Here is a 21665-nt window from a genome sequence, read left to right as displayed (position 1 = left end):
CATGACACAAACAGATCTAGTGAACCGCATTCGCGCGCTTCCCATCTGGCAGGGGGAAATCGAAGCAACCCCTCTGGATGGTGGCATTACCAATGTGAACTATCTGGTCCAGGATCAGTCGGCAAAATATGTGGTCCGGGTTGGGGATGATATACCACTGCATCAGGTCATGCGCTTCAACGAGCTTGCGGCGGGTCGTGCAGCTCATGCGGCGGGTCTTTCCCCTGCGGTTGTCCATGCCGAAGGCGATCTGACAATCCTCGAATACATCGAGAGCAGAACCCTGACCGAAGCGGATATCCGCAACCCAGAGATCCTGCCACGAGTTCTGAATTTAGTTAAATCCTGTCACCGTGATGTGCCCCGCCATCTGCGCGGCCCCGCGCTGGTCTTCTGGGTTTTTCACGTGATCCGAGACTATGCCGCAACCCTTGGTGATCTTGGTAGCCCCTATGCCATGGAAGCCGCGGAACTGGCCGAGATCGGCAACAGGCTAGAGCAAGAGGCAGGTCCTTTTGACATGGTCTTTGGCCATAATGATCTGCTGTGCGGCAATTTTCTGGATGATGGCACACGTCTTTGGCTGATTGATTTTGACTATGCGGGCTTTAACTCCCCCCTCTTTGATCTCGGCGGGTTGGCATCAAACAATGGCCTGACGCAGGCGCAGGAGCACTGGCTACTGGAAGAGTACTTCGAAGCCGCGGTGAGTGACGATCTGCTACATCGCTACGCAGCGATGAAATGCGCCTCCCTTCTGCGGGAGACCATGTGGAGCATGGTTTCCGAGCAGACATCAGAAATCGATTTCGACTACGCGGCCTATACCGCCAGCAATCTCACGCGCTTTCGCGCGGCTCTCGACGACTTTCAAAACTCCTGAGGACTGACATGACCGAACTCCCCTCAACTGCCAAGGCAGTCATCATCGGCGGTGGCATCATCGGCTGCTCAACAGCCTACCACCTGGCAAAGCTCGGCTGGACAGATACCGTTCTGCTGGAGCGCAAGAAACTGACCTCGGGCACCACCTTCCATGCGGCGGGACTGGTGGGACAGTTGCGGTCCAATGCCAATATCACCCAACTCCTGGGCTATTCCGTCGACCTCTACAACAAGATCGAGGAGGAAACGGGCCTTGGCACGGGTTGGAAGATGAACGGCGGGCTGCGTCTGGCCTGCAATGAGGAACGCTGGACCGAAGTCAAAAGACAAGCCACAACCGCCCATTCCTTTGGGCTGGAGATGGAACTTCTGACCCCTAAGGAAGCGCAGGAGCTCTGGCCCTTGATGGATATCAGTGATGTCATCGGCGCAGCCTATATGCCTACGGATGGCCAGGCAAATCCCTCGGACATCACCCAAGCCCTGGCCAAAGGGGCCCGCATGGCCGGAGCCAAGATCTTTGAAGACACCAAGGTCACGGATATCGAGATCGAAGAAGGCAAGATCCGCGCCGTAATCACTGAAAACGGTCGTATAGAATGCGAAAAGGTCATCTGCTGTGCCGGGCAATGGACCCGGACCTTTGCCAAACGCTTTGGAGTCAATGTGCCGCTGGTGCCGATGGAGCACCAATATATGGTCACAGAACCCTTCGAGGGGGTGCCGTCAAACTTGCCTACCTTACGCGATCCGGATCGCTTGACCTATTACAAGGAAGAAGTGGGCGGTCTGGTTATGGGCGGCTATGAGCCGAACCCGATCCCCTGGGCGACCAAAGGTATCCCGCAGGGGTTCCACTACACCCTGCTGGACAGCAATTTCGACCATTTTGAACAGTTGATGGAACTGGCCCTGGGGCGCGTTCCTGCGCTGGAACACGCGGGGATCAAAACCCTCACCAATGGACCCGAAAGCTTTACCCCGGATGGCAATTTCATCATTGGCGAGGCGCCAGAGCTGGATAACTTCTATGTCGGCGCAGGTTTCAATGCCTTTGGCATTGCAGCAGGTGGCGGGGCTGGTATGGCCCTCGCAGAATGGGTCAAAAAAGGAGAGCCTCCCTTTGATCTCTGGTCCGCCGACATCCGCCGTTTTGGGCGCCCGCATTTTGATACCGATTGGGTACGCACCCGCACGGTTGAGGCCTATGGCAAACACTATACAATGGCCTGGCCCCATGAAGAACACGACAGCGGGCGCCCCTGCCGGAAATCCCCACTTTATAGCACCCTGAAAAACCAGGGCGCCTGCTTTGGCGAAAAGCTGGGATGGGAGCGTCCCAACTGGTTTGCGGATAGCACCCAGGGAGAAGACCCCAAGGATATCTACAGTTTTGGGCGTCAAAACTGGTTTGCGGCCGTGGGTCGGGAACACAGGGCCGCGCGGGAAGCCGCAGTCCTCTTTGACCAGACCTCTTTTGCAAAGTTTTCCCTCAAAGGCCCCGACGCGCAAGCTGTCCTCAACTGGATTTGTGCCAACGATGTCGCAAAACCCATCGGCTCACTCATCTATACGCAGATGCTAAATGACAAGGGGGGCATTGAATGCGACCTGACCGTTGGTCGGGTGGCGCACGATGAATTCTACATTGTCACCGGGACCGGCTATGCAACCCATGATTTTGACTGGATCCGACGCAATATCCCCGCTGGTTTAAACTGCCAGTTGTTCGACATTACGTCATCCAATGCAGTGCTGTCCCTGATGGGTCCCAAAGCCCGTGAGATCCTCTCTGTTGTGACCCGTGATGACGTCAGCAATGAAGGTTTTGAATTTGGCACCATTCGCACCATTGGGATCGCGGGATGCCCGGTTCAGGCCCTGCGCGTCACATATGTGGGTGAGCTCGGCTGGGAGCTGCATTTGCCAGTAGAATATGCGCAGACCGTCTATGATGCACTGATGCATGCGGGCCGCCCGCTTGGTCTGGTCAACGCGGGTTATCGCGCGATAGAAAGCCTGCGATTGGAAAAAGGCTATCGTGCCTGGGGCGCAGAGATTGGCCCTGATCACTCCCCTTTCGAAGCCGGATTAGGCTGGGCCGTCAAACTGAAGCAGGCGACCCCATTCAAAGGCCGCGCAGCCGCTGAGCTCCACAAAACTAACGGTGTGAAAAAGATGATGGCTGGTTTCACCGTCGAGCCAGAGGTCGTACTTTTGGGCCGTGAAACCATCTACCGCAATGGTAAGCGCGTTGGCTGGCTTACCTCCGGTGGCTTTGGCTATACAATCAATAAATCCATCGGCTACGGCTATATCCGCGATCCCGAGGGTGTCGATGCAGACTATGTGTTGCAAGGCGAATATGAGCTGGAGGTGGCAACCAAACGGGTTCCCTGCCAGGTCCATCTAAAGCCCCTCTATGATCCCTCGATGAGCCGCGTAAAGGCCTAACGCGTTCTAGCCAAAACGCACCGGAATGCGGCGTTTCCCCCTAAAGATTGCCGCATTCCCTGCCCCCAGCCAACCCTATTGAAACCCAGTGAAAGCCCTCACATGTCTAAGCCCCCATCACCGCCTGCTAATCAGCTCGGACATCCTCTACCCGTAGCAACCGCGCTAGAGGATTGCCGAGCTTGGGCGGAAGCTGCCTCTGCCACCGCGCTGGGTTTCTTTCGCACGGGTACTGATGTTGATTTCAAGGAGGACCTCAGCCCGGTGACCCTGGCAGACCGCTCTGTTGAGCTGGAGTTAAAATTGGCCATTTCCGAAAAATACCCGACCCATGGGATCTTTGGCGAAGAAACCGGGATCAAGGGCGACACAGGTGAAGACCTCTGGGTTCTTGATCCAATTGACGGGACCCGCTCTTTTATTTCCGGTCATCCCCTTTTTGGAATGTTGCTCGCCTATCTGCACAAAGGGGAGCTGCTGGCCGGTTGCATCAATATGCCAGCCCTGAAGGAGGTTTACTGCGGTGGCAAAGGTGTTCCGGCCACGCTCAATGGCACCCCAATTCAATCCTCAACCAAACGCTCTTTGGACGAGGCCATCCTTTACATCAATGAGGGAGAGAAGCTCTTCTCTGATCACCCACAGCTCTTTTCCAAGCTGATGGTTGCGGGCCAAACACGCCGGTTTGGATATGATTGCTACCCTCATGCGCTACTGGCCTCCGGGCAGGTTGATGCGGTGATCGACTATGATCTGAAGCCTTATGATTTCTTGGCGGTTTCAGCGGTGGTAGAGGCCGCTGGCGGCATCGTCACCGACTGGCAGGGCGCCCCCCTGACCTTGGCGTCAGAAGGGGCGATTATCTCTGCTGCAACGCCAGAATTGCATCAGGAACTGCTAGGGTGCATCCAACCCTAAACAATGGGTGGATGCCTTGCTTGTCAGACCGCGACCTCTGCGGCAATAGGTGGATGAGGGTCATACCCTTCCACCGAAAAATCGGATATTTTGTAGCTATCAATATTCTCGGGATGGCGGGTCAGTGAAATCTGGGGCAAGGGGCGCGGTTCACGCGCCATTTGCTCGCGCGCCTGATCAAGATGATTGAGGTAGAGATGGACATCGCCCCCAACCCAGACCAATTCACCCGGCCGCAGACCCGCTTGCTGCGCCAGCATCAATTGCAAGGCGCTTGCCCCAACACAGTTGAAGGGCATTCCCAATAGCAAATCAACCGAACGCTGAAAGAGAAGGCAGTTCAGCCGCCCATCAGAGGTGACATGATATTGATAGACCATATGACACGGCGGCAGCGCCATCTCACTTAGCTCAGCCACATTCCAGCCATGAAAAAGCATACGCCGACTGGCAGGGGTTTCGCGCAGCGACTTAATTAGGCCGGTGATCTGGTCATGCTCCTGGCCATCGGCCCCCATCCAACGGCGCCACTGCTTGCCGTACACAGGACCCAGTTCCCCCCAACGCGTCGCAAAGGCATCGTCTTCCAGAATGCGCTGTTCGAAATCTTCCTGGCTAATCTCTTCACCGGTCTCGCTGCGATAAGTGGCAAGCGGCCAATCCGACCAGATCCGCACATTGTCGCGCAAAAGCGGTTGAATATTAGTGCCCCCGGTCAGGAACCAAAGCATCTCCTTGATTGCGGTTTTCCAATAGACACGTTTGGTGGTCAGGATTGGAGCAGTACCATCAGAGAGGTCAAATCGCAGCATCGCGCCAAAGAGCGAACGCGTTCCAACTCCTGTCCGGTCCACCCTTTTGTCACCCTTTTCAAGGACCTGTTCCATCAGATCCAGGTATTGGTACTCAGGGTGCCGCATGGTTATGCCTCCAGTTTTTGCCGACCCGGGGACTGCCCCGCAGCCAAGCCTTATCATAGTGAAGAAATCACCTCCGGTCATAGCCCTTCAGGCGATGAAGCGAAAAGAAGAAAGTGCCAAAACTGCACATCTTAGCTGACTTGCTGGATCGTGTTTTCGACAGGCGCTTAGCTTTCCACTTGCGAGCCCCAGCCAGTCGGCCATGATCGGTACCTCAAAAGAGGCACTGCGAATCAAATGAGGACCAAGTAGCCTGAAGATTGGGACCAAATGCCACGCCTTTACTTCCGTTGCTGTCGGCCCCAGAAATAACCCCTAGCAGGGCAAGCACAACCGAGGATGTTTCCCATGGCATTGACCTATTTGCACACCATGATCCGCGTAAAGGATTTGGAAAAATCCATGGCTTTCTTCGAGCTTCTTGGCCTCCAGGAGACCCGACGCTACGAAAACCAACAGGGCCGCTTCACGCTGATATTCATGGCCCCTCCCGGTCAGGAAGAGGCTCCGATCGAATTGACCTATAACTGGGATGGGGATGACGAGTTGCCGAGCGACAGTCGCCATTTCGGGCATCTGGCCTATGGGGTCGACAACATTTACGAGACTTGCCAGCATCTTATGGACAATGGCATCACGATAAACCGCCCCCCCCGTGACGGTCGCATGGCCTTCATCCGTTCACCTGACAACATTTCTGTTGAGCTGCTGCAAAATGGTGAGGCACTGGACGCTGCCGCCCCTTGGGACACAATGGAAAATACCGGTCACTGGTAGGAAGCACTCATTGACTGGCGCATTTCACCGGCCAATAACCGCTTTCTCCTGCAGATGAGAAACTGGTCAATCCAGTCACTGTGACTACTGCATCTGTGACCAATTCCGACCTTGGACCCGCACGGGTTTCCCACCTAAGATGGCGCGCTTGGCCAAGGAAAGTTGCAATTCCAAAGGCAGAAACGAAAACGCACTGCGGCTTCTTTGGTGAAGCGTCGCAGTGCGATCGATAGCAAACTCGATTTCTTCAAGTTATTCCTAGGCCGATTTTTCAGCGCCAAATTTTAACAGGTGGAGAAGCATTTCTTGCAATCTCTTTCGCCGCGGGACCTTTTTGGCCCCAAAGCAGTATCAATAGATGTAACGGATCTGATCAGACCAGTACCTTTCCACACGGCGCAGCGCCGTTGTGATTTCATCGATGCCCTCTTCATTGATGACATCTTTGCCGACAAGCCCCTCGGCATGGCGGGAAAACAGGCCAGACACGATGTCGCGGATTTCGCGACCACGCTGTGTCAGACGCACCCGAACCGACCGACGGTCGATCTCGCAGCGCTGGTGGTGCATATAGCCCAGATCCACGAGTTTCTTCAGGTTGTAGCTGACGTTGCTGCCTTGATAGTATCCCCGACTTTTGAGTTCGCCAGCGGTGACTTCATTGTCCCCGATGTTGAACAGCAATAGGGCCTGGACGGCATTTATCTCGAGCACGCCAACGCGCTCGAACTCATCCTTGATGACATCCAGCAACAGCCTGTGGAGTCTTTCCACCAGCGCCAGGGCCTCAAGGTAGCCAGTCATGAACCCTTTGCGGTCCTGCTGGCCGATTGGCATTTCCATACTCATTCGCATCTCCGACTCGAATTTGCTGAGTGAGAGAATGCAGAAAATTCCCGAAAAATCTGTTAAGCCCGCTTTTTAAGCTTATTGATGCGTCTCCGCTATCTCCGACAAGAGCTTAGAATAAAGGCCCGGAGCAGGTATTTGGCCCGTAACCCACTGGTAGAGATCCTGATCATTTTCATGCAAAAGCTGATCATAAAGCTCCAGTTTGTCGGATTCCATCGCTTCCAGATTCGCATCCGCATAGGCTGAAAGCAGGATATCCATCTCCTTGATACCGCGACGCATGGAGCGCATTTTCAACCGCTTGATCTGGTTTTCCCGTGTCTCGGTCATCTCGCAAATTTCCTTTTGGCCAGCAGAGATTCGCTTATTGGCCTGCGGTCTGCAGCAGGGCCCGCAGTTTTTTCTCCAGTCGCCCAGCGCGTTCAGCGTTGTTGCGCATCTCACTACGCAATTCCCGCAACTCTTTCAGTACCGCTCCAAAATCACTCAGTTCGATGACCTGATCTGCAGGTTCTGACATGCCTTCGCCTTCGCCGGTCAAAAGCCATGACATCGAAACATTCAGCAGTCCAGACAGAGTTGAAAGCTTATTTGCGCGGGGCTCTGACAGGTCTTGCTCCCAGCCGGTGAGGGTTGATTTCTTGATCCCCATGCGTCGGGACAACTCTGCCTGGGTCATTCCCGCGGCCTCACGCGCCGCTGCGACACGGTCGCCAAAAGTTGCCGCGTCTGGGCCAAACCAATCCGTTGTTTCTTCAATAATTGTTGCTTCGTCTGACATCTGGTGCCCTCCTCTGAGTTCATGACTGTTGGAGCTTGATCGTCAATTGCTCGCACCCTATGACAGTTTACGGCAACATACAAACAGGGACCCCCCGTCATGTCATTTCTCTCCGAAACGCTTGATCGTGTGAAACCTTCACCAACGATCGCCATCACCGCAAAAGCGGCCGAGCTCAAGGCCGCGGGGCGTGATGTGATTGGCCTCAGTGCGGGGGAACCCGATTTTGACACGCCGCAAAACATAAAGGATGCAGCAGTTGCCGCCATTGCGGCAGGCAAAACCAAATATACCGCTCCCGATGGTATACCTGAGTTGAAACAGGCCGTCTGTGCCAAAATGAAGCGCGACCACGGGTTAGAATATGCCCCTGCGCAGGTCTCGGTTGGTACCGGTGGCAAGCAAACGCTTTACAATGCGCTAATGGCAACGCTGAACCCGGGCGATGAAGTGGTCATTCCAGCCCCCTATTGGGTCAGCTACCCGGATATGGTTCTCTTGGCAGGCGGCACACCGGTGATTGCCGAAACCTCGCTACAGACCAATTTCAAACTAACCGCAGATCAGCTGGAAGCGGCGATCACACCAAAGACTAAGTGGTTCATCTTCAACTCCCCTTCGAACCCAACCGGCGCAGGCTATAGCGCGGGAGAGCTGAAGGAACTAACCGACGTGCTGCTGCGCCACCCCCATGTCTGGGTGATGACCGATGATATGTATGAACACCTGGCCTATGATGGCTTTGAGTTCTGCACCCCAGCCCAAATCGAACCCGCGCTCTATGAGCGCACCCTTACCTGCAATGGCGTCTCCAAGGCCTATGCGATGACCGGCTGGCGGATCGGATATGCCGCAGGCCCGGAAAAGCTGATCGCAGCAATGCGCAAAGTGCAGTCTCAATCAACCTCCAACCCTTGCTCTGTGAGCCAATGGGCCGCAGTTGAGGCGCTGAACGGCACCCAGGCCTTCCTCGCGCCCAACAACGAGAAGTTTGTGCGCCGCCGCAACCTGGTTGTAGAGAAACTCAACGCCATCGAAGGTATTTCCTGTCCAATTCCGGAGGGGGCTTTTTACGTCTACCCATCCATTGCCGGGCTGATTGGAAAAACAACCGCCGCTGGCAAGGTGATCAATAGCGATGAGGATTTTGCCACTGCCCTTCTGGAGGAGGCTGATGTCGCTGTCGTCTTTGGAGCGGCCTTTGGCCTCTCTCCTAACTTCCGGGTCAGCTATGCGACCTCCGATGAGGCCCTCACCGAAGCCTGTGACCGTATCGCCAAATTCTGCGCAACTCTCAGCTAGATCAGAAAGAACCCGTTATGGCTGTCTCACTGCCTGACTATTACTTCCGTGTTCGCGAAAACGGTGCCTTTGTCTTTCGGGTGGATACCGAAAACCGCCAGCGTCGGATCGACATGGAACAGATCGCTGCGGTGAATATCCGCAATGGTGAGATCAAGCCTCACGGAGGGCGCGCTCTGTCTGATACAGATATGGCAGAGATCAAATCCTGGATGGCAGAGCGTCGCGCGCTACTGGCAGAACGCGATATTGACGACATCAAGCGCACCATCGACCATTTGAACCTGACTGCCCATTGGGCCCAGACCAAGGCAACGGAGGATCAGCTGGAAGCGGTGACCGACGATCTCTTGCTGACAATGCACGACCTGCGTAGCGTGCTGGTGCGCAAAAAGGCTGACCGCCTCATGAAGGAACAAAAAGACAAATCCTAAGGCCAGAGTTTTAGGGTCAGAGTTCTTGCCCTTGCAAATTCCGGGACAAATCTCTGCGCCTCCGGGGACCACCGCCGGGCCGCAGGCGGCAATTCAACCTTTGTCGCCGGTTGGATTAGTCCAGCTCACTCCAGGGCCAGGGTTTCACCTGACTGGCAGCGGTTTGGTAGCGCGCGGCTTTTGCCAGCCAGATCCCTAGATCTGTGCCAAACTCTGCAAGCCGCTCATTCGGAGCCTTATGCACCAACATGACGATGAATTGCAAAACGGTGACGGTCGCCAGGACAGTCTGCGCCAGCGAAATCATCACCGCGATCAAGATCATGTGGATCAAGCGAGAGGCCAGGCCTTCCTGCGCCTCGGGTTCAAACTGCTCCCCATGAAGCCTGCCTTCAATTTTGTCTGGATCCGCCATCGAAAACCCTATCACTCAAATCTGTTGCACCGCTTTATAGCGTATATTCGCATTTTGACTTGGGGGAAATCCTCTGACTAACCGCCCGATTTCCTCCTGCGAGAACCTCATGTTACCGCAAAGCCTTGCGGTAGCGCCATGGGCAACCTAACTCTCTGGACGACATGACAGGCATATCTCCCGTTTCCGCACCTCAAACACCCATTAAACCAGATCAAACAGCCTGTCTGTTTGGCCCGGTCTTGATCTTGAATAGTGTTGAGAACGAGAGGCTATCTCTCTCAGCACTCTTTCTGTCTCTTAAGTCGGAGAGCGATCCAAACGCCCCTGCCCCGATTGAAACTCCCGATGGCAGTTTCTCGCCTAGCCCCATTGCAGAGTATTCTCAGCACATTTTGTGGCGCGCTTGTTTTCCTCTGCCGGCCGACCGGGCCTCCTACTATCAATGGAACGGTACCCGCTATGATATCACCAGCGATTTCGGCAGGGGTTTTGGCAGGGATTTCAACGGTGACCTCCGTATCGCCTATGTCTCCTGCAACGGGGAAGAGCACGGAGATCTGGATCGTGCCGGCCCAGAGCGGAACAAAATGTGGGCACGCCTATGCAAGGATCATCAAAAGGCCCCCTTTTCCCTGATTCTGCATGGCGGCGATCAAGTCTATGCCGATGAGGTCACGGACGGGCATCCACTCAGCCAGGATTGGCCAGAGAAACTGCCGCGCGACCCATCACAGGCAGATCAGGCCACCCTTCGCCAACATCTGCGCGAAGGCTTTCTGCAACGGTATCTTGCGATCTACCGCGCGCCAGAATTTGCTTGGATTGCCGCCCGCGTCCCCTCAATGATGCAATGGGATGACCACGACATCTGCGATGGCTGGGGGTCGCTGCGGCGCTCGCGCACCTATTCCCCTACAGGACAGATCCTGTTCCAAGTGGCACACGAGGCTGCCCTGCTCTTTCAGCATGGTTGCGGTACGAAAAAGCTGAGCGACCGGTTTTCCGATCCCGATGGGGGACATCTGGGGTGGAAAGTCGAGTTGCCGGGCTTGCGCATTCTGGCCCCAGATCTGCGGTCCGAGCGCACCCGGCGCGAGATCATGGGGGAATTGGGATGGCAAATGATGGAGGCAGAGGCCGCCAAACCTAGTCCCGGTCGCACCCTGTTGATGTCTTCGGTTCCGCTCTTGGGGCCGCGCCTGTCGTTGCTGGAAATGGCCATGGTGCTGACGCCACGCATGCAGAAATACGAGGATGATCTGCGCGATCAATGGCAAAGCCGCGCGCATCGTGGGTCCTGGAAACGCATGCTTGGTCTGGTGAAACAGATTGCTGCCCCGAAGGATCAACAGATTACCGCCCTGTCCGGAGAAATACACCTCGCCACGCGGGGGGAAATGACCCTAGAACGCGGTGAGCTTCTGCACCAGCTCGTTGCCTCGGGTATTGCCCATCGTGCGCCTCCCAGGGCCTGGGCCAAGATTTTGGGCACTCTTGCGGCACTGGGGGAGTCCCCCCTGCCCGGTCATCCCATCCGGATCCGGCGCATTCCCGGACAGATCTGGCGCTATGCTGCTGAGCGGAACTATCTGGTGCTGCATCGTAGGGCGAACGAATGGAGCGCCAATTGGGAGTTTGAGCGGTCAGGCACCTCTCCGGATCTGAAACTCTGACACTGCTTTTTGATCCATCTCCCCTTGCCAGTAACACCAGATCTGCCCATATCTTCCCCATGTTGCGTTTCACTCCAATCCTGCTGGCCGTGATCTATGGTCTGGTGATGTATAGAATTTCTGTCTGGCGCACCCATCGTGAGCTGGACCAGCGCTCAACCGAACTGGCCGATGCCAAGCTTAAGCGACTGACAGACCAAATGGCGGCCTCACTTGGGGTTGAGCGTATCCCGGTCTTTATCTACGAAGTTGACCCTGTAAATGGCCTGGCTGCTCCGGATGGGCGGATCTTCATCACCAGAGGGTTCTATCGCAAGTACCAGAACGATGAGGTCAGTGATGCAGAACTCGCCTCTGTGATTGCGCATGAACTTGGCCATGTGGCATTGGGGCATGCTAAAAAGCGCGTGATCGACTTTTCAGGGCAGAATGCGCTGCGCACCGCTTTGATGATGGTTCTGGGGCGCTACGTGCCCTTTATTGGGCCCTGGATTGCTGGTCTTTTGACCAATCTTCTGGCCGCACGTCTCTCTCGCGGGGATGAGTATGAAGCCGATGAATATGCCGCCGCCCTGTTGACCAAATCCGGGATTGGGCTAGAGCCGCAAAAAAGCCTATTTCGCAAACTTGAAGCATTGACCCAGGCACGGTCTGGCATGGCTCCTGCCTGGTTGATGTCACATCCAAAGACAGAGGAACGGATCGAGGCCCTGGAACGCCTCGAGGCCAAATGGACAAAGGCTTAGCCGCGCTGCATGTGAAATCGCTTACTGGACCACGTAATCGGCTTTGAAACTCTCCAGCGTTCCACCTTCCATCAGGTGCTGGAGGAAGAACTCACGCTGGTGAGTATCCCCTCGGTTCAGAAACTCTTCTTCTTCGGGTGTCAGCTCACGTCGCTGATAACCGCGTTGTTCCAGGCATTTGTCTACCGCGCGGCGCTCGCCGTTCTTTCGAACTTCTTTTTCGCGCGCAGCAATTACTAGGGGTCCCAGCACCAAGCCACCCCAAATCGGGCTGGCAGCGTAATTCACCACGACGGCCTTGCGCCCGGCTTCTGGCGCGCGGCGCGCGCAACTGCTGAGATCATCACGCGCCTCTTGGACCGATTTTCCCGGCTGCATTGGAACAGCACGCGGTTTGGGTACGCTGCAGGCAGAAACCGCAACAGAGAGCACCAGAGCCAGCGACAGTGGAAAGCGACGCGAGGGAATACGTGTGGCAGGCGTGGTTTTGGACATGATGCGACATTTCCTAGCAAATTGCAGAGTGAAAAACCGTTCCTGCTTAGGAACTTACCCATCCCTGATTCCTATCAGCCAGTGAGAGCCAGGCCAAGACCCCGGCTCCACTCTGGTTCAGTTCATTTCGGGGTGTGTTTTAGCCGCCAGGCTCGCTTTTACCGGAAAGCGCCTTTGCCAATCGTGGAAGACGCGCTTTCTTGAGTAGGGGGCGCATCTCCCAGCCCCCGCCAGACAAGCGGTTTGCCTCGGCAAGCACAGACTGTCCCAGGGTCTCCATCCCGGCCTGATCCGCCAACCAGAACTCATAAAGCAACTGGTCAGGGCCAAGGCGGTCCAAACCTTCTTCACCCAGGCTTCTTTTGGGAAAATCCTTGTTGTTGACTGTGACGATAGCATCCGCATACCCCGTTATTGCAGCGGCCAACACATGGACATCTGCCGGGTCCGGAAGCCAAAGCCGCGCTTCAATGGCGCTGGCAGGAATAACCTCTGCCTTTGGCCAGGCCGCGCGCAGCAAAGCGGCTTCCGCCTGCGCTTGCGCTTCGCCCTCTGGCCCCAGCTTCTTGGCCGCGCGCGTCCACTCCTCAATGATCCGGGCCGACCAAAGCGGGGTGAAATGACCCAGGCGCGCGGCGCCTAGGAGCATTTCCCGCATGACCGTCGGGTAAATGACACAGGTATCCAACAAGAGCTTCATCGCGGGGTCTGACTTTCTCAATCCAACCGGAAGAAAACTGCCTTCAGGTATCCGCTTTCAGCCAGCTGCGGCAATTGCGGGTGATCCGCACCCGCATACCCCGTATGGATGAGCTGCCCCCGGCGACCGGCACGGCCGATGCCGCGAGCGGAAGCATTGCGAAACTTGGCTAGATCCGCAGCGTGAGAACAGGAGCAAAGTCCCAGATATCCGCCGGGTTTCACAAGGGGTGCCGCCAGTTTCGCAATGCGCTCGTAGGCGCGTAGCCCGGCCTCAAGTGCGGGTTTTGAAGGGGCAAAAGCAGGTGGATCACAGATAACCACATCAAAGCGCTTGCCTTCTTCGGCCAGCGCAGTGAGCTGTTCAAACGCATCGCCTTGACGGGCAGTAAAGCTATCGCCAAAGCCAGAGGCGGTCGCCCCCTGCCCAGCTAGTTCCAAGGCAGCAGCAGAGCCATCAACACAGGTTACCTGTGCAGCGCCCGCCGCTCGCATCGCCAGGCCAAAACCACCGACATGGGAAAAGACATCCAGAACCTCGCCGTCTTCGGGCACCAGTCGGGCCGCAAAAGCGTGGTTGTCGCGCTGGTCATAAAACAGCCCTGTCTTCTGCCCGCCGGTCAAATCCGCCATATAGGTGGCACCGTTCATCAGAACCGGCACTGGCGCTGTGGGGGCCTCCCCCAGCAGGACCTGGTTCTCATCATCCAAGCCCTCCAGGCCACGGGTGCGGCCAGAGGCATTCTTCAGGATCACTGAACAACCGGTTACCTCTGCCAAAGCCGCGCTGAGCGCATCGAGATTTGTTTCAGCCCAGGCGGCATTGGGTTGAACAACACAGGTGTCACCAAAACGGTCGATGATCACCCCGGGCAGCCCATCCGCCTCTGCATGCACCAAACGATAGAAGGGATTGGCATAAAGTCGTTCACGCATCTCCAGCGCACGCCGCAACCGGGCTGCGAACCAGGCTTGATCGATCACCGCCTCTGGGTCGCGATCAAGCATCCGGCAGATAATCTTGCTTTCTGGAGTGATCGCAACCAACCCCAGCGGCTGTTGCACCTCATCCAGCAAGACAGCCAGCGAACCTGCCGTGAGTTTGCGGGTGCGCCGGTCTGTCACCAGCTCATTGGCATAGACCCAGGGGTAGCCATGGCGAAGGGCGCGGGCATTGGCCTTTGGTTTCAGTTTTACGCGGGGGCGCTCTGGCGCGGAAGCTGCATCTGTCATGGTCCCCTCTTAGCCCCTGACAGAAAAATTAAAAAGAGCGCAACCGCGTGATATGCGCTCTGGTTCAGTTTTCCAGCCTCGACGGAATACTATGCAAACCACTCCCCCGGACAGAGAAGCCACTTCAGACAGGTTCTGAGCTATGACGCAGCTTTTTTAGTCGCGAGGGCGCGACCGCCAGCCTCCCCGTCGTTTGGGCTGCTTCATTTCCTCTAACCCTTGGTGCAGAACCCCAGTCATTGGATGATCCTTGGGTTCATCCTGGTAATGCCCCATCAAGGCCTCAATTGCTTCGCGGTTCTCGATTCCTGCAGGCAGGCTCAACGCCCAATCCAGAAAAATGCTCCGGCATTGGCTCTCAGTTATCCCTTCGATCCGATAGGCTTCGCGGATCAAGTTCTTGTGGTCCAGCTCACTCAGGCTGCGCATCCTCTGTCTCCTCCTCGAGAATAGCCGCAATGATTTCAGCACAGCGTTCATAGGCCTGTTCCAGCGCCTCCTGAAGCGCGGGCACAGTTTCAAATCCTGCACTCCGACTAAGGAAAACCGCCCCGCCTTCGCCAAGCTCCTGCTCCTCCAGATTGGATCCGGTGATAAGACGTACTGCACTCTGTACGGACCAGTATAGAGCGTAGGATTCTTGCAGGTATCCTGCATCAGCGTCATTCATCCAGCCACAAGCGACGGCCTTGTCCAGCCCCTCCTGCACCGACCGCGTGGATGCCCCCGCCAAGAGCGCGCCAGCTTGGGAGATCAGCTCAATATCCATCATCCGCCCGGCGCCCGTCTTGGCATCCCAGATGCCAAAGGGGGACTTTGCGGCGGCCAGTTTCTCTCGCATCTCCGCCACTTCACCCAAGATCTGCTCCCGAGGGCGGCTTTGCTTTATCAACTCGCGGCGGAACAGCTCAAACTCCCGCATCAAATCCGGGGCTCCGGCCAGGATCCGTGCGCGGGTCAGGGCCAGATGTTCCCAGACCCAGGCTTCGTTCTGCTGATATTGGGTAAAGCTGGCCCAGCTGGTCGCAACCGGTCCCTTGTTCCCCGAGGGTCTAAGCCGCATGTCCACCTCATAAAGCCGCCCCTGCGACATCGGAGCAGAAAGCGCGGTGATCAAAGCCTGGGTAAGCCGAGAGTAGTAGGTGCGGGTTGCCAGGGGCCTGCGCCCCTCAGACATCTCTGCCTCTCCTGGCTCATAAAGCACAATAATATCCAGATCAGATTGCGCATGGATCTGCCCTGCTCCAAGAGAGCCCATGGCGACAACCGCTGGACCCGAACCCGGAGGCGCGCCATGCTTTACCGAAAATTGCGCGACCACGCGCGGCAAAAGTGCCGAAATCACCGCCTCTGCGAGATCCGCATATTGTGCGCCTGCTGTACGGCCATCGATCAAACCGCGCAGGTGATGCACGCCGATGCGAAAATGCCATTCCTTGCACCAGCGCCGAGCGGTATCTAGCTGTCCTTCATAATCCTCTTCCTGGGCGAGCAACCGCTCCAACTGCTCTTGCAGCCTGCCTTTCCCGGGCCAGGGTTCAAAAAAACTACCACCGATTACTGCGTCAAAAACGCCGGAATTGCGAGACAGGAAGGTCGCCAAAGCATGCGAGGTCCCGACGATATCAACTAGGAGTTCCAAAAGCTGCGTGTTCGACTCAAACAGTGAAAAGAGCTGCACACCAGCAGGCAGTCCCGCCAGGAAACCATCCAGCGCCTGTAGCGCTTCTGCCGGTTTGGCGGTGCGCGCAAGTCGCGCCAGCAATTCAGGTTTCAGACGCTCAAAGATACGGGCGCCGCGCGGAGAACGCAGGGCTGGGTAGGTTGGCCAGCGCCCAATGACAGCTTGATCCAACTCAGGCAGGTCTTCTTGTTTGGACCGAGGCGATGCATCCGGTGCAAAAAAGCCTTCAGTCATCTCATGCACATCAACGAGGCGACTACGGATCTGGGCCTGTAGTTCAGCAGGGTCCTGATCCATTAAACATGCCACTCGGGCAATGCCTTCTGCACTGTTTGGCATCTTGTGGGTTTGCGCATCATGCACCATCTGGATGCGATGCTCGACTTCTCGGTGGGCCCTATAGTGGTCTTGCAGCTTGGTTGCGACTTCGTCGGGCAGCCAATTGCGTGCAGCCAGCGCCTGCAACCCTTCGACGGTCCCTCGCAACCGGAGGCTTTCATCGCGCCCACCCGCAATAAGCTGCCGTGTCTGGGTAAAGAACTCAATCTCGCGGATCCCGCCACGTCCGAGTTTCATATCATGCCCAGGCACTGTGATTGGACCGCCCGTTCCCTTGTTCTCGCGTATTCGCAAACGCATATCATGGGCGTCCTGGATAGCGGCAAAGTCCAGATGGCGCCGCCAGACAAAGGGACGAAGGGTTTTCAGAAACCGACCACCTGCGTCAAGGTCTCCGGCACAGGGCCTGGCCTTGATGAAAGCCGCCCGTTCCCAAGTCCGTCCCAGGCTTTCATAATAGCGCTCCGCAGCCTCCATCGCGAGGCAAACTGGCGTTACCGCCGGGTCCGGCCGCAGGCGCAGATCTGTTCGAAAGACATAGCCGTCTTCGGTCCGATCACTCAGGGTGGCACACATGTTTCGCGTCGCACGTACCATGCCTTGCCGCGCCTCGAAGAAGTCGCTGGGGTCGAACCGCGTTTCATCGAAGAGGCAGATCATATCGATGTCCGAACTATAGTTCAGCTCATGCGCTCCCATTTTCCCCATTGCCAGAATGGTTAGCCCGCCGGCGGTTTCAGCATCCGCATCAACCAGTCCCGGCAGTTTGCCGCGACGGATTAATGTTGCAATTTCTGCCTTTATCGCCACATCCGCAGCAAGGGCGCCGAAGTCTGTCAGCGCAGCAGTCACGTCCTCAAGCGACCAACCACCCGAGAGGTCACACAGGGCAGTTAGCAAGGCAACTCGCCGTTTTGCCTGTCGCAAGCCGGGTTTCAACTGATCTGGTGCTAAATTCCGGCAATCGGAAAAAACGCCATTCAAGGCCGCCTTTGGGGCCAGCAGTGCCTCAGCCACCCATGGGCATTCTTTTGCGAGGAGCTCTTTCAGATAGGGGCTTGATCCTGCCGCCCCGGCGACCAAACTACGCAGATCACCATCCAAATCAGGAATTGCATCACTTGCTTCGCGGCCCAGTTCGGCATCATAAGGACGCGGCAAACGGGTGATATTCAATTGATCTTTCATGTGCAAAGACTGTGCCGCACAGCAGCGAAGGTCAATCCGAGAACTGCAAACATCCGCGTTGAAACCCAGATTTCTCCGCCCGTTTCCAACAGTCAGCAGTAAAATAAGTGACGCAGGGTAAGGAATACCTGCCTATCAAAGTAGCTAGTAGATTTATACATTGAAAAAGCTGCCTTGTTCTGCCTCTGCTCAGTTTTTTTGACGAGTGATCTAGTTAACTACTGCAAACTATGAATTTTTCCTATTAGAGTTCCCCTACTGGTAAGGGGTTGCAGTTATGAAAGTAAATCAGGGGTCGGTACTTGGCAGCAGTTCTCAGACAAAAGCTATTGTCAAAACTCTGCCTCGCCACCTTCGCCTCGTGGGAAAGGCTATCTTTGGATAGGCGGGTTTCCTGTTTCCTCCCTCAAAACCTATAGCAGTTTTTTGCTCACCCAGCCGAAGTGCCTTTCTACAGATCGATCCATCCGCTGAGCGATGCACACGGCTATGTTGCTCAACTCTAGGTCTAAGCGGCCTTGCTCTTTCTCCGGACAAACTTGTTCTACGACTTCTGTGACAGGTATGCCAAAAGCGGTGTAGCGGTTCAGTACCGCGATGCGGAGCTGGATTGCTGCGACCTGCCGCTCAATGTTCCGAGCCATGAGGCTTTGGCCCATCAGCTTCACGCGTTGCATCCAATCGTCGGGAAAAGGCTCCCCCAGATCGTTTTCTGACCCTCCTCCTTTTCTCGACACGGCCTCTGCGGTGAGACCCGCACCATCGTTGCCATAGTGCTCATCCCAGGTATTTCGTTGCATTTTCCGCTTCGTTTTAGGTGATGGTCCCGGCGCTGGCAGGTTTTCAGGGCCTGGTGTTCTTTCGCGTTGGCAGGACGGCCTGGGCATCACGAGTTGCAATCGCGTCGTGGCATTTGCAGGTGTCAAAGACGCCGTCTGTAGTGACCCTGCCGATGTCCCGAGGGTATGGGATCTGAGCAAGCAATTCCGCCGGCATTGGTGCGTCCATTGCCCGGCAGGCGACTTCTAGAAGAAACCTGCCGAGAGGGGGCGACAATGCTGATCGTCACTTCGTCCGCTTTTGTCGTTCGGCGGTGGGGGCGCGCGTCATCTCTGGACTAAACCAGATTGAAGGCGATTCGTGGCGCTTCAACGCATCACTGTAAGCCGACCAGTTCTTGGTTTTATACTTCCCAGGGCCCTGCTGCGCATGACATCCCGCTACCATGCTGGATTTACGAGATGAATTTCCCCAGGCGATTTGCGCGACAATGCCGTTTGACGCTGCAAATGTCTGCTTGCAGAGAGTGGGAGTCTGGGACAAAGGCTGCTTGGGGCTGTAGGCGGAAAACGCGATTTTAGCGCAGGAAGAAGGCGGCATTTTTCTTGGAGCTTGGTTACAATTAAATAACTTAGAAAAGCTAGGAGTAGCGAAAAACGCCACACACCTTTTGGGAGATTCTTCTTGCCCACCCTCAACCAAGACTCTTCAGACAAGAATCTAGCAACCCAATTGGAGACTATTGCTGGAGATTTCCTTTCTACAGACAAACCCAAACCTGTTGGAAAGACGCTTGCTGCAACCCCTATTGGCTCAGAAGTAAGCCAGCGGGTCTTTGGCGATGATCCGCATCACAAGGCGAACACAGAGTTGAATGAGCCCTTCCGCCCGCCGGGGTCCACTTCAAAGCCCGGCCCCAGTAAACGATCTAAAGTAGGTAAAAAACCTAGCAGTCCGCTCCGCGAGACCGCTGCAAAGCATGAGCACTCCACGTTGCAAATGGTTGCTGATGCGGTGCAACACAATCAAACCTTGCTGGCCTATCAGCCTGTCACCCAGGCAATGGCACCGCGAGGGATTGCTTTCTACGAAGGATTTATAAGGGTGCTGGACCCGGCCGGACGGGTAATCCCCGCTCGCGACTTCATGCATGTCGTTGAAGAAAAGGAAATAGGCCGCGAAATCGACTGTCACGCCCTACAGCACGGTTTGCAGGCACTGAAGAAGTTTCCACAGGTTCGCCTCTCCCTGAATATGTCAGCGCGCTCCATAGGTTACCACCGTTGGGAGCAGCTTCTGGACCGTTCCTTGAAACAAGACCCAACTCTGGGGGAACGTTTGGTGCTGGAAATTAATGAAGCCTCCGCCATGGCGGCGCCAGAGTTGGTATCCGATTTTTTGGGCCGGATGCAGAAACACGGAATAGCTTTTGCACTCGACAATTTTGGCGCTAGTACTACCGTCATTGGCCATTTTCGGCAGCTGCTGTTCGATGCGGCCAAAATTGACGGCCAATTTGTGCGTGGCATTCATGCCAACCGTGACAACCAAGCAGTTGTGCGAGCACTAATCGGAATAGCCAAGCAATTTGACATGTTCACCGTCGCCGAAATGGTGGAAAGCAGGGAAGACGCAGAGTTCCTGGTTAGCAATGGTGTTGATTGCCTGCAGGGTTACCTTTTCGGTGGACCGTCAGAGGCGCTACCTTGGACTGAAGACATGAAGCAAGGTAAAAAGGTAAATTGACCACAATTTCAGATGGTTTGAGAGCTAACTTTGTGAGCGTTTTCACTCGAGCATCAGTGATGCAGCGGGTCCGAGTATCCTAGCTGCGTCAAGAATGCTAAGTCCTCCCTCTGCTTTCCGACCCGGGTCGGGTGGCGGCAAAGGGAAAGTTTGCGCGCGGTCAATTTCTGCGAACCCCAAATGCCTGTAAACGGGAAAACACCTCTGGCGATGCTCAGATACAGCAATGTGAATAGTACGCCCGGTCCCTGTAACCGCTTGGGGTTTGGAAACCGCCACCGGCTGTTTTAGCGGCGCTCCGGTGAAGGGCTCTTTAACTCTGCCTCTTGGTGGACTGCTGGCACCGGTTCCCAAATCCCAGTTCCCAAAGGGGTTCTGAAGATCGCCTTCGAAGACACCAGATGAGCCATTTCCTGATTTCTTGACTCCAAAATAACCTTTATGCTAAACTGGCTAACCATATTTATATATTTTGTCTGGGGGGATAGAATGAAATCCTTTTTCTACGCCGCGATAGTTTCCGCCTTTTCTATATTGCCTGCTGGTGCAACAACCATCATCGATACGACAAGCGCTCCAGGGGCAAGCAATTTCAACTGCTTGGGAACGGCTTCTGGTTGCGGTCAAACCTTCGGTCAGAGCTTCACAGTCGGTAGTGACAACACGCTCGACAGTTTTGCCTTTACTTTGACACCAGTCCAAGGGGGGACTCTGGACACTGTTTTGCGAATTTTTGAGTGGAATGGAAGCGACCGCGTTGGGAGTGAAATTTTCTCCAGCGCAGCCACAACCTTGACTCATACTGTGGATACACTGGTGAATTGGACCGTGGGCGTTGCCCTGAATTCTGGTACTCAGTACATGGCGTATTTGGATACAAGCGGCATCGGAAACTCCACCACCCAGAGATCCGGCTTCAGAGTAACCACATCCGACAGCATCTATACTGGCGGCACTTTTGGTTGGGAACGCACTGCTGATGACAACAATTGGCGAAGCCTAAACACCCGCGACGCGAGATTTGTTGCTGCGTTCAGCTCCGCTGTCGCACCTGTTCCTGTGCCTGCTTCGCTGCCATTGCTCGCGGTTGCGCTCGGTGGTTTTGGGCTTCTGCGTCGGCGCAAGAAACAAGCATCATCAGCCCTGTGATTTTAGATTGCAAATGTGACCGAGACCTCAGCACTGACTGAGGCCTTTTTCTATTTGGAAAGAACATTAAACGTTCGCTCTAACAACGGTCTTGTAGCCTTTAGTGGAATTATTTCAAAAGCCGTGTCCCACGTGGACAGGAAACGGCCTTGAAGAATTTACTGGTCGGCGGGGAAGGGTGAGAGCCCTTCC

Annotated in this window: 20 protein-coding genes and 1 pseudogene; 10 read left to right on the top strand and 11 right to left on the bottom strand. The window is 55.6% G+C overall.

The genetic code is table 11. The features are described 5' to 3' along the window. The first annotated feature begins 1 nt into the window (after position 1). The 3 genes from RSK20926_RS18360 to RSK20926_RS18350 all read left to right on the top strand — a co-directional run bounded on the left by RSK20926_RS18360 (position 2) and on the right by RSK20926_RS18350 (position 4257). Positions 2–883 carry a phosphotransferase gene (locus RSK20926_RS18360; protein ID WP_008209037.1) on the top strand — a complete coding sequence of 294 codons (882 nt, stop codon included), beginning with the start codon at positions 2–4 and terminating at the stop codon, positions 881–883. Positions 884–891: 8 nt separating this feature from the next. Beyond that, entirely contained in the window at positions 892–3339 is a 2448-nt protein-coding gene (locus RSK20926_RS18355) for a GcvT family protein (RefSeq protein ID WP_008209036.1), read from the top strand. A gap of 102 nt (positions 3340–3441) precedes the next feature. Next, entirely contained in the window at positions 3442–4257 is an 816-nt protein-coding gene (locus RSK20926_RS18350) for an inositol monophosphatase family protein (protein WP_008209035.1), read from the top strand. Between the two features lie 23 nt (positions 4258–4280). Here RSK20926_RS18350 and RSK20926_RS18345 read toward each other — a convergent pair whose 3' ends face one another. Beyond that, on the bottom strand, positions 4281–5177 hold the full coding sequence (locus RSK20926_RS18345) for a thymidylate synthase (protein WP_037255734.1): 897 nt from the start codon (positions 5175–5177) through the stop codon (positions 4281–4283). 348 nt (positions 5178–5525) lie between these two features. Between RSK20926_RS18345 and RSK20926_RS18340 the strand changes: the two genes are divergently transcribed. Continuing rightward, a complete protein-coding gene (locus RSK20926_RS18340) occupies positions 5526–5954 on the top strand; it encodes a VOC family protein (protein ID WP_037255773.1) in 429 nt (142 codons plus the stop codon). A gap of 351 nt (positions 5955–6305) precedes the next feature. Here RSK20926_RS18340 and RSK20926_RS18335 read toward each other — a convergent pair whose 3' ends face one another. From RSK20926_RS18335 to RSK20926_RS18325, 3 genes are all read right to left on the bottom strand, one after another. Continuing rightward, a complete protein-coding gene (locus RSK20926_RS18335) occupies positions 6306–6803 on the bottom strand; it encodes a MarR family winged helix-turn-helix transcriptional regulator (protein ID WP_198136598.1) in 498 nt (165 codons plus the stop codon). A gap of 78 nt (positions 6804–6881) precedes the next feature. Continuing rightward, the gene (locus RSK20926_RS18330; protein WP_008209031.1) at positions 6882–7136 is read right to left on the bottom strand and encodes a succinate dehydrogenase assembly factor 2; all 255 of its coding nucleotides are present in this window, start codon (positions 7134–7136) and stop codon (positions 6882–6884) included. 34 nt (positions 7137–7170) lie between these two features. Next, the gene (locus tag RSK20926_RS18325) at positions 7171–7587 is read right to left on the bottom strand and encodes a helix-turn-helix domain-containing protein (protein WP_008209029.1); all 417 of its coding nucleotides are present in this window, start codon (positions 7585–7587) and stop codon (positions 7171–7173) included. A 99-nt stretch (positions 7588–7686) separates the two neighbouring features. Here RSK20926_RS18325 and RSK20926_RS18320 point away from each other — a divergent pair, with 99 nt between their 5' ends. Next, positions 7687–8889, top strand: a complete 1203-nt coding sequence (locus tag RSK20926_RS18320; RefSeq protein WP_008209027.1) for a pyridoxal phosphate-dependent aminotransferase — start codon at positions 7687–7689, stop codon at positions 8887–8889. Positions 8890–8906: 17 nt separating this feature from the next. Continuing rightward, positions 8907–9323, top strand: coding sequence for a hypothetical protein (locus RSK20926_RS18315; RefSeq protein ID WP_008209026.1), 417 nt, complete (start codon positions 8907–8909; stop codon positions 9321–9323). Positions 9324–9438: 115 nt separating this feature from the next. Here RSK20926_RS18315 and RSK20926_RS18310 read toward each other — a convergent pair whose 3' ends face one another. Further along, a complete protein-coding gene (locus RSK20926_RS18310) occupies positions 9439–9738 on the bottom strand; it encodes a DUF4389 domain-containing protein (protein WP_008209025.1) in 300 nt (99 codons plus the stop codon). 164 nt (positions 9739–9902) lie between these two features. On the opposite strand from RSK20926_RS18310, the gene RSK20926_RS18305 reads away from it, so the two are divergent. Both RSK20926_RS18305 and RSK20926_RS18300 read left to right on the top strand, forming a co-directional pair. Further along, positions 9903–11414 carry an alkaline phosphatase D family protein gene (locus RSK20926_RS18305; RefSeq protein WP_008209024.1) on the top strand — a complete coding sequence of 504 codons (1512 nt, stop codon included), beginning with the start codon at positions 9903–9905 and terminating at the stop codon, positions 11412–11414. Between the two features lie 59 nt (positions 11415–11473). Then, on the top strand, positions 11474–12160 hold the full coding sequence (locus tag RSK20926_RS18300) for a M48 family metallopeptidase (RefSeq protein WP_008209023.1): 687 nt from the start codon (positions 11474–11476) through the stop codon (positions 12158–12160). 21 nt (positions 12161–12181) lie between these two features. Here the strand turns inward: RSK20926_RS18300 and RSK20926_RS18295 are convergent, their stop codons facing one another. The 6 genes and pseudogenes from RSK20926_RS18295 to RSK20926_RS22595 all read right to left on the bottom strand — a co-directional run. Next, entirely contained in the window at positions 12182–12655 is a 474-nt protein-coding gene (locus RSK20926_RS18295; protein ID WP_008209022.1) for a hypothetical protein, read from the bottom strand. 139 nt (positions 12656–12794) lie between these two features. Next, positions 12795–13355: an RSP_2648 family PIN domain-containing protein gene (locus tag RSK20926_RS18290; protein ID WP_008209021.1), complete on the bottom strand. Its 561-nt coding sequence runs from the start codon at positions 13353–13355 to the stop codon at positions 12795–12797. Between the two features lie 17 nt (positions 13356–13372). Next, a complete protein-coding gene (locus RSK20926_RS18285) occupies positions 13373–14587 on the bottom strand; it encodes an RSP_2647 family RNA methyltransferase (RefSeq protein ID WP_008209020.1) in 1215 nt (404 codons plus the stop codon). 156 nt (positions 14588–14743) lie between these two features. Beyond that, the gene (locus tag RSK20926_RS18280) at positions 14744–15016 is read right to left on the bottom strand and encodes a hypothetical protein (protein ID WP_008209019.1); all 273 of its coding nucleotides are present in this window, start codon (positions 15014–15016) and stop codon (positions 14744–14746) included. After that, positions 15000–17798, bottom strand: a complete 2799-nt coding sequence (locus RSK20926_RS18275) for a glutamine-synthetase adenylyltransferase (RefSeq protein ID WP_008209018.1) — start codon at positions 17796–17798, stop codon at positions 15000–15002. The genes RSK20926_RS18280 and RSK20926_RS18275 overlap by 17 nt, the downstream gene beginning before the upstream one ends. A gap of 413 nt (positions 17799–18211) precedes the next feature. Beyond that, positions 18212–18803 (bottom strand): annotated as a pseudogene (locus RSK20926_RS22595) (hypothetical protein); the annotation flags it as partial. Positions 18804–19571: 768 nt separating this feature from the next. Here RSK20926_RS22595 and RSK20926_RS18265 point away from each other — a divergent pair. Continuing rightward, a complete protein-coding gene (locus RSK20926_RS18265; protein ID WP_232281928.1) occupies positions 19572–20324 on the top strand; it encodes an EAL domain-containing protein in 753 nt (250 codons plus the stop codon). 489 nt (positions 20325–20813) lie between these two features. After that, on the top strand, positions 20814–21473 hold the full coding sequence (locus RSK20926_RS18260; RefSeq protein WP_008209013.1) for a VPLPA-CTERM sorting domain-containing protein: 660 nt from the start codon (positions 20814–20816) through the stop codon (positions 21471–21473). Positions 21474–21665: the final 192 nt, after the last annotated feature.

Origin of the sequence: Roseobacter sp. SK209-2-6 (assembly GCF_000169455.1) — a bacterium.
Taxonomy (GTDB): domain Bacteria; phylum Pseudomonadota; class Alphaproteobacteria; order Rhodobacterales; family Rhodobacteraceae; genus Pseudophaeobacter.
This window is presented reverse-complemented; position numbering and strand designations above follow the sequence as displayed.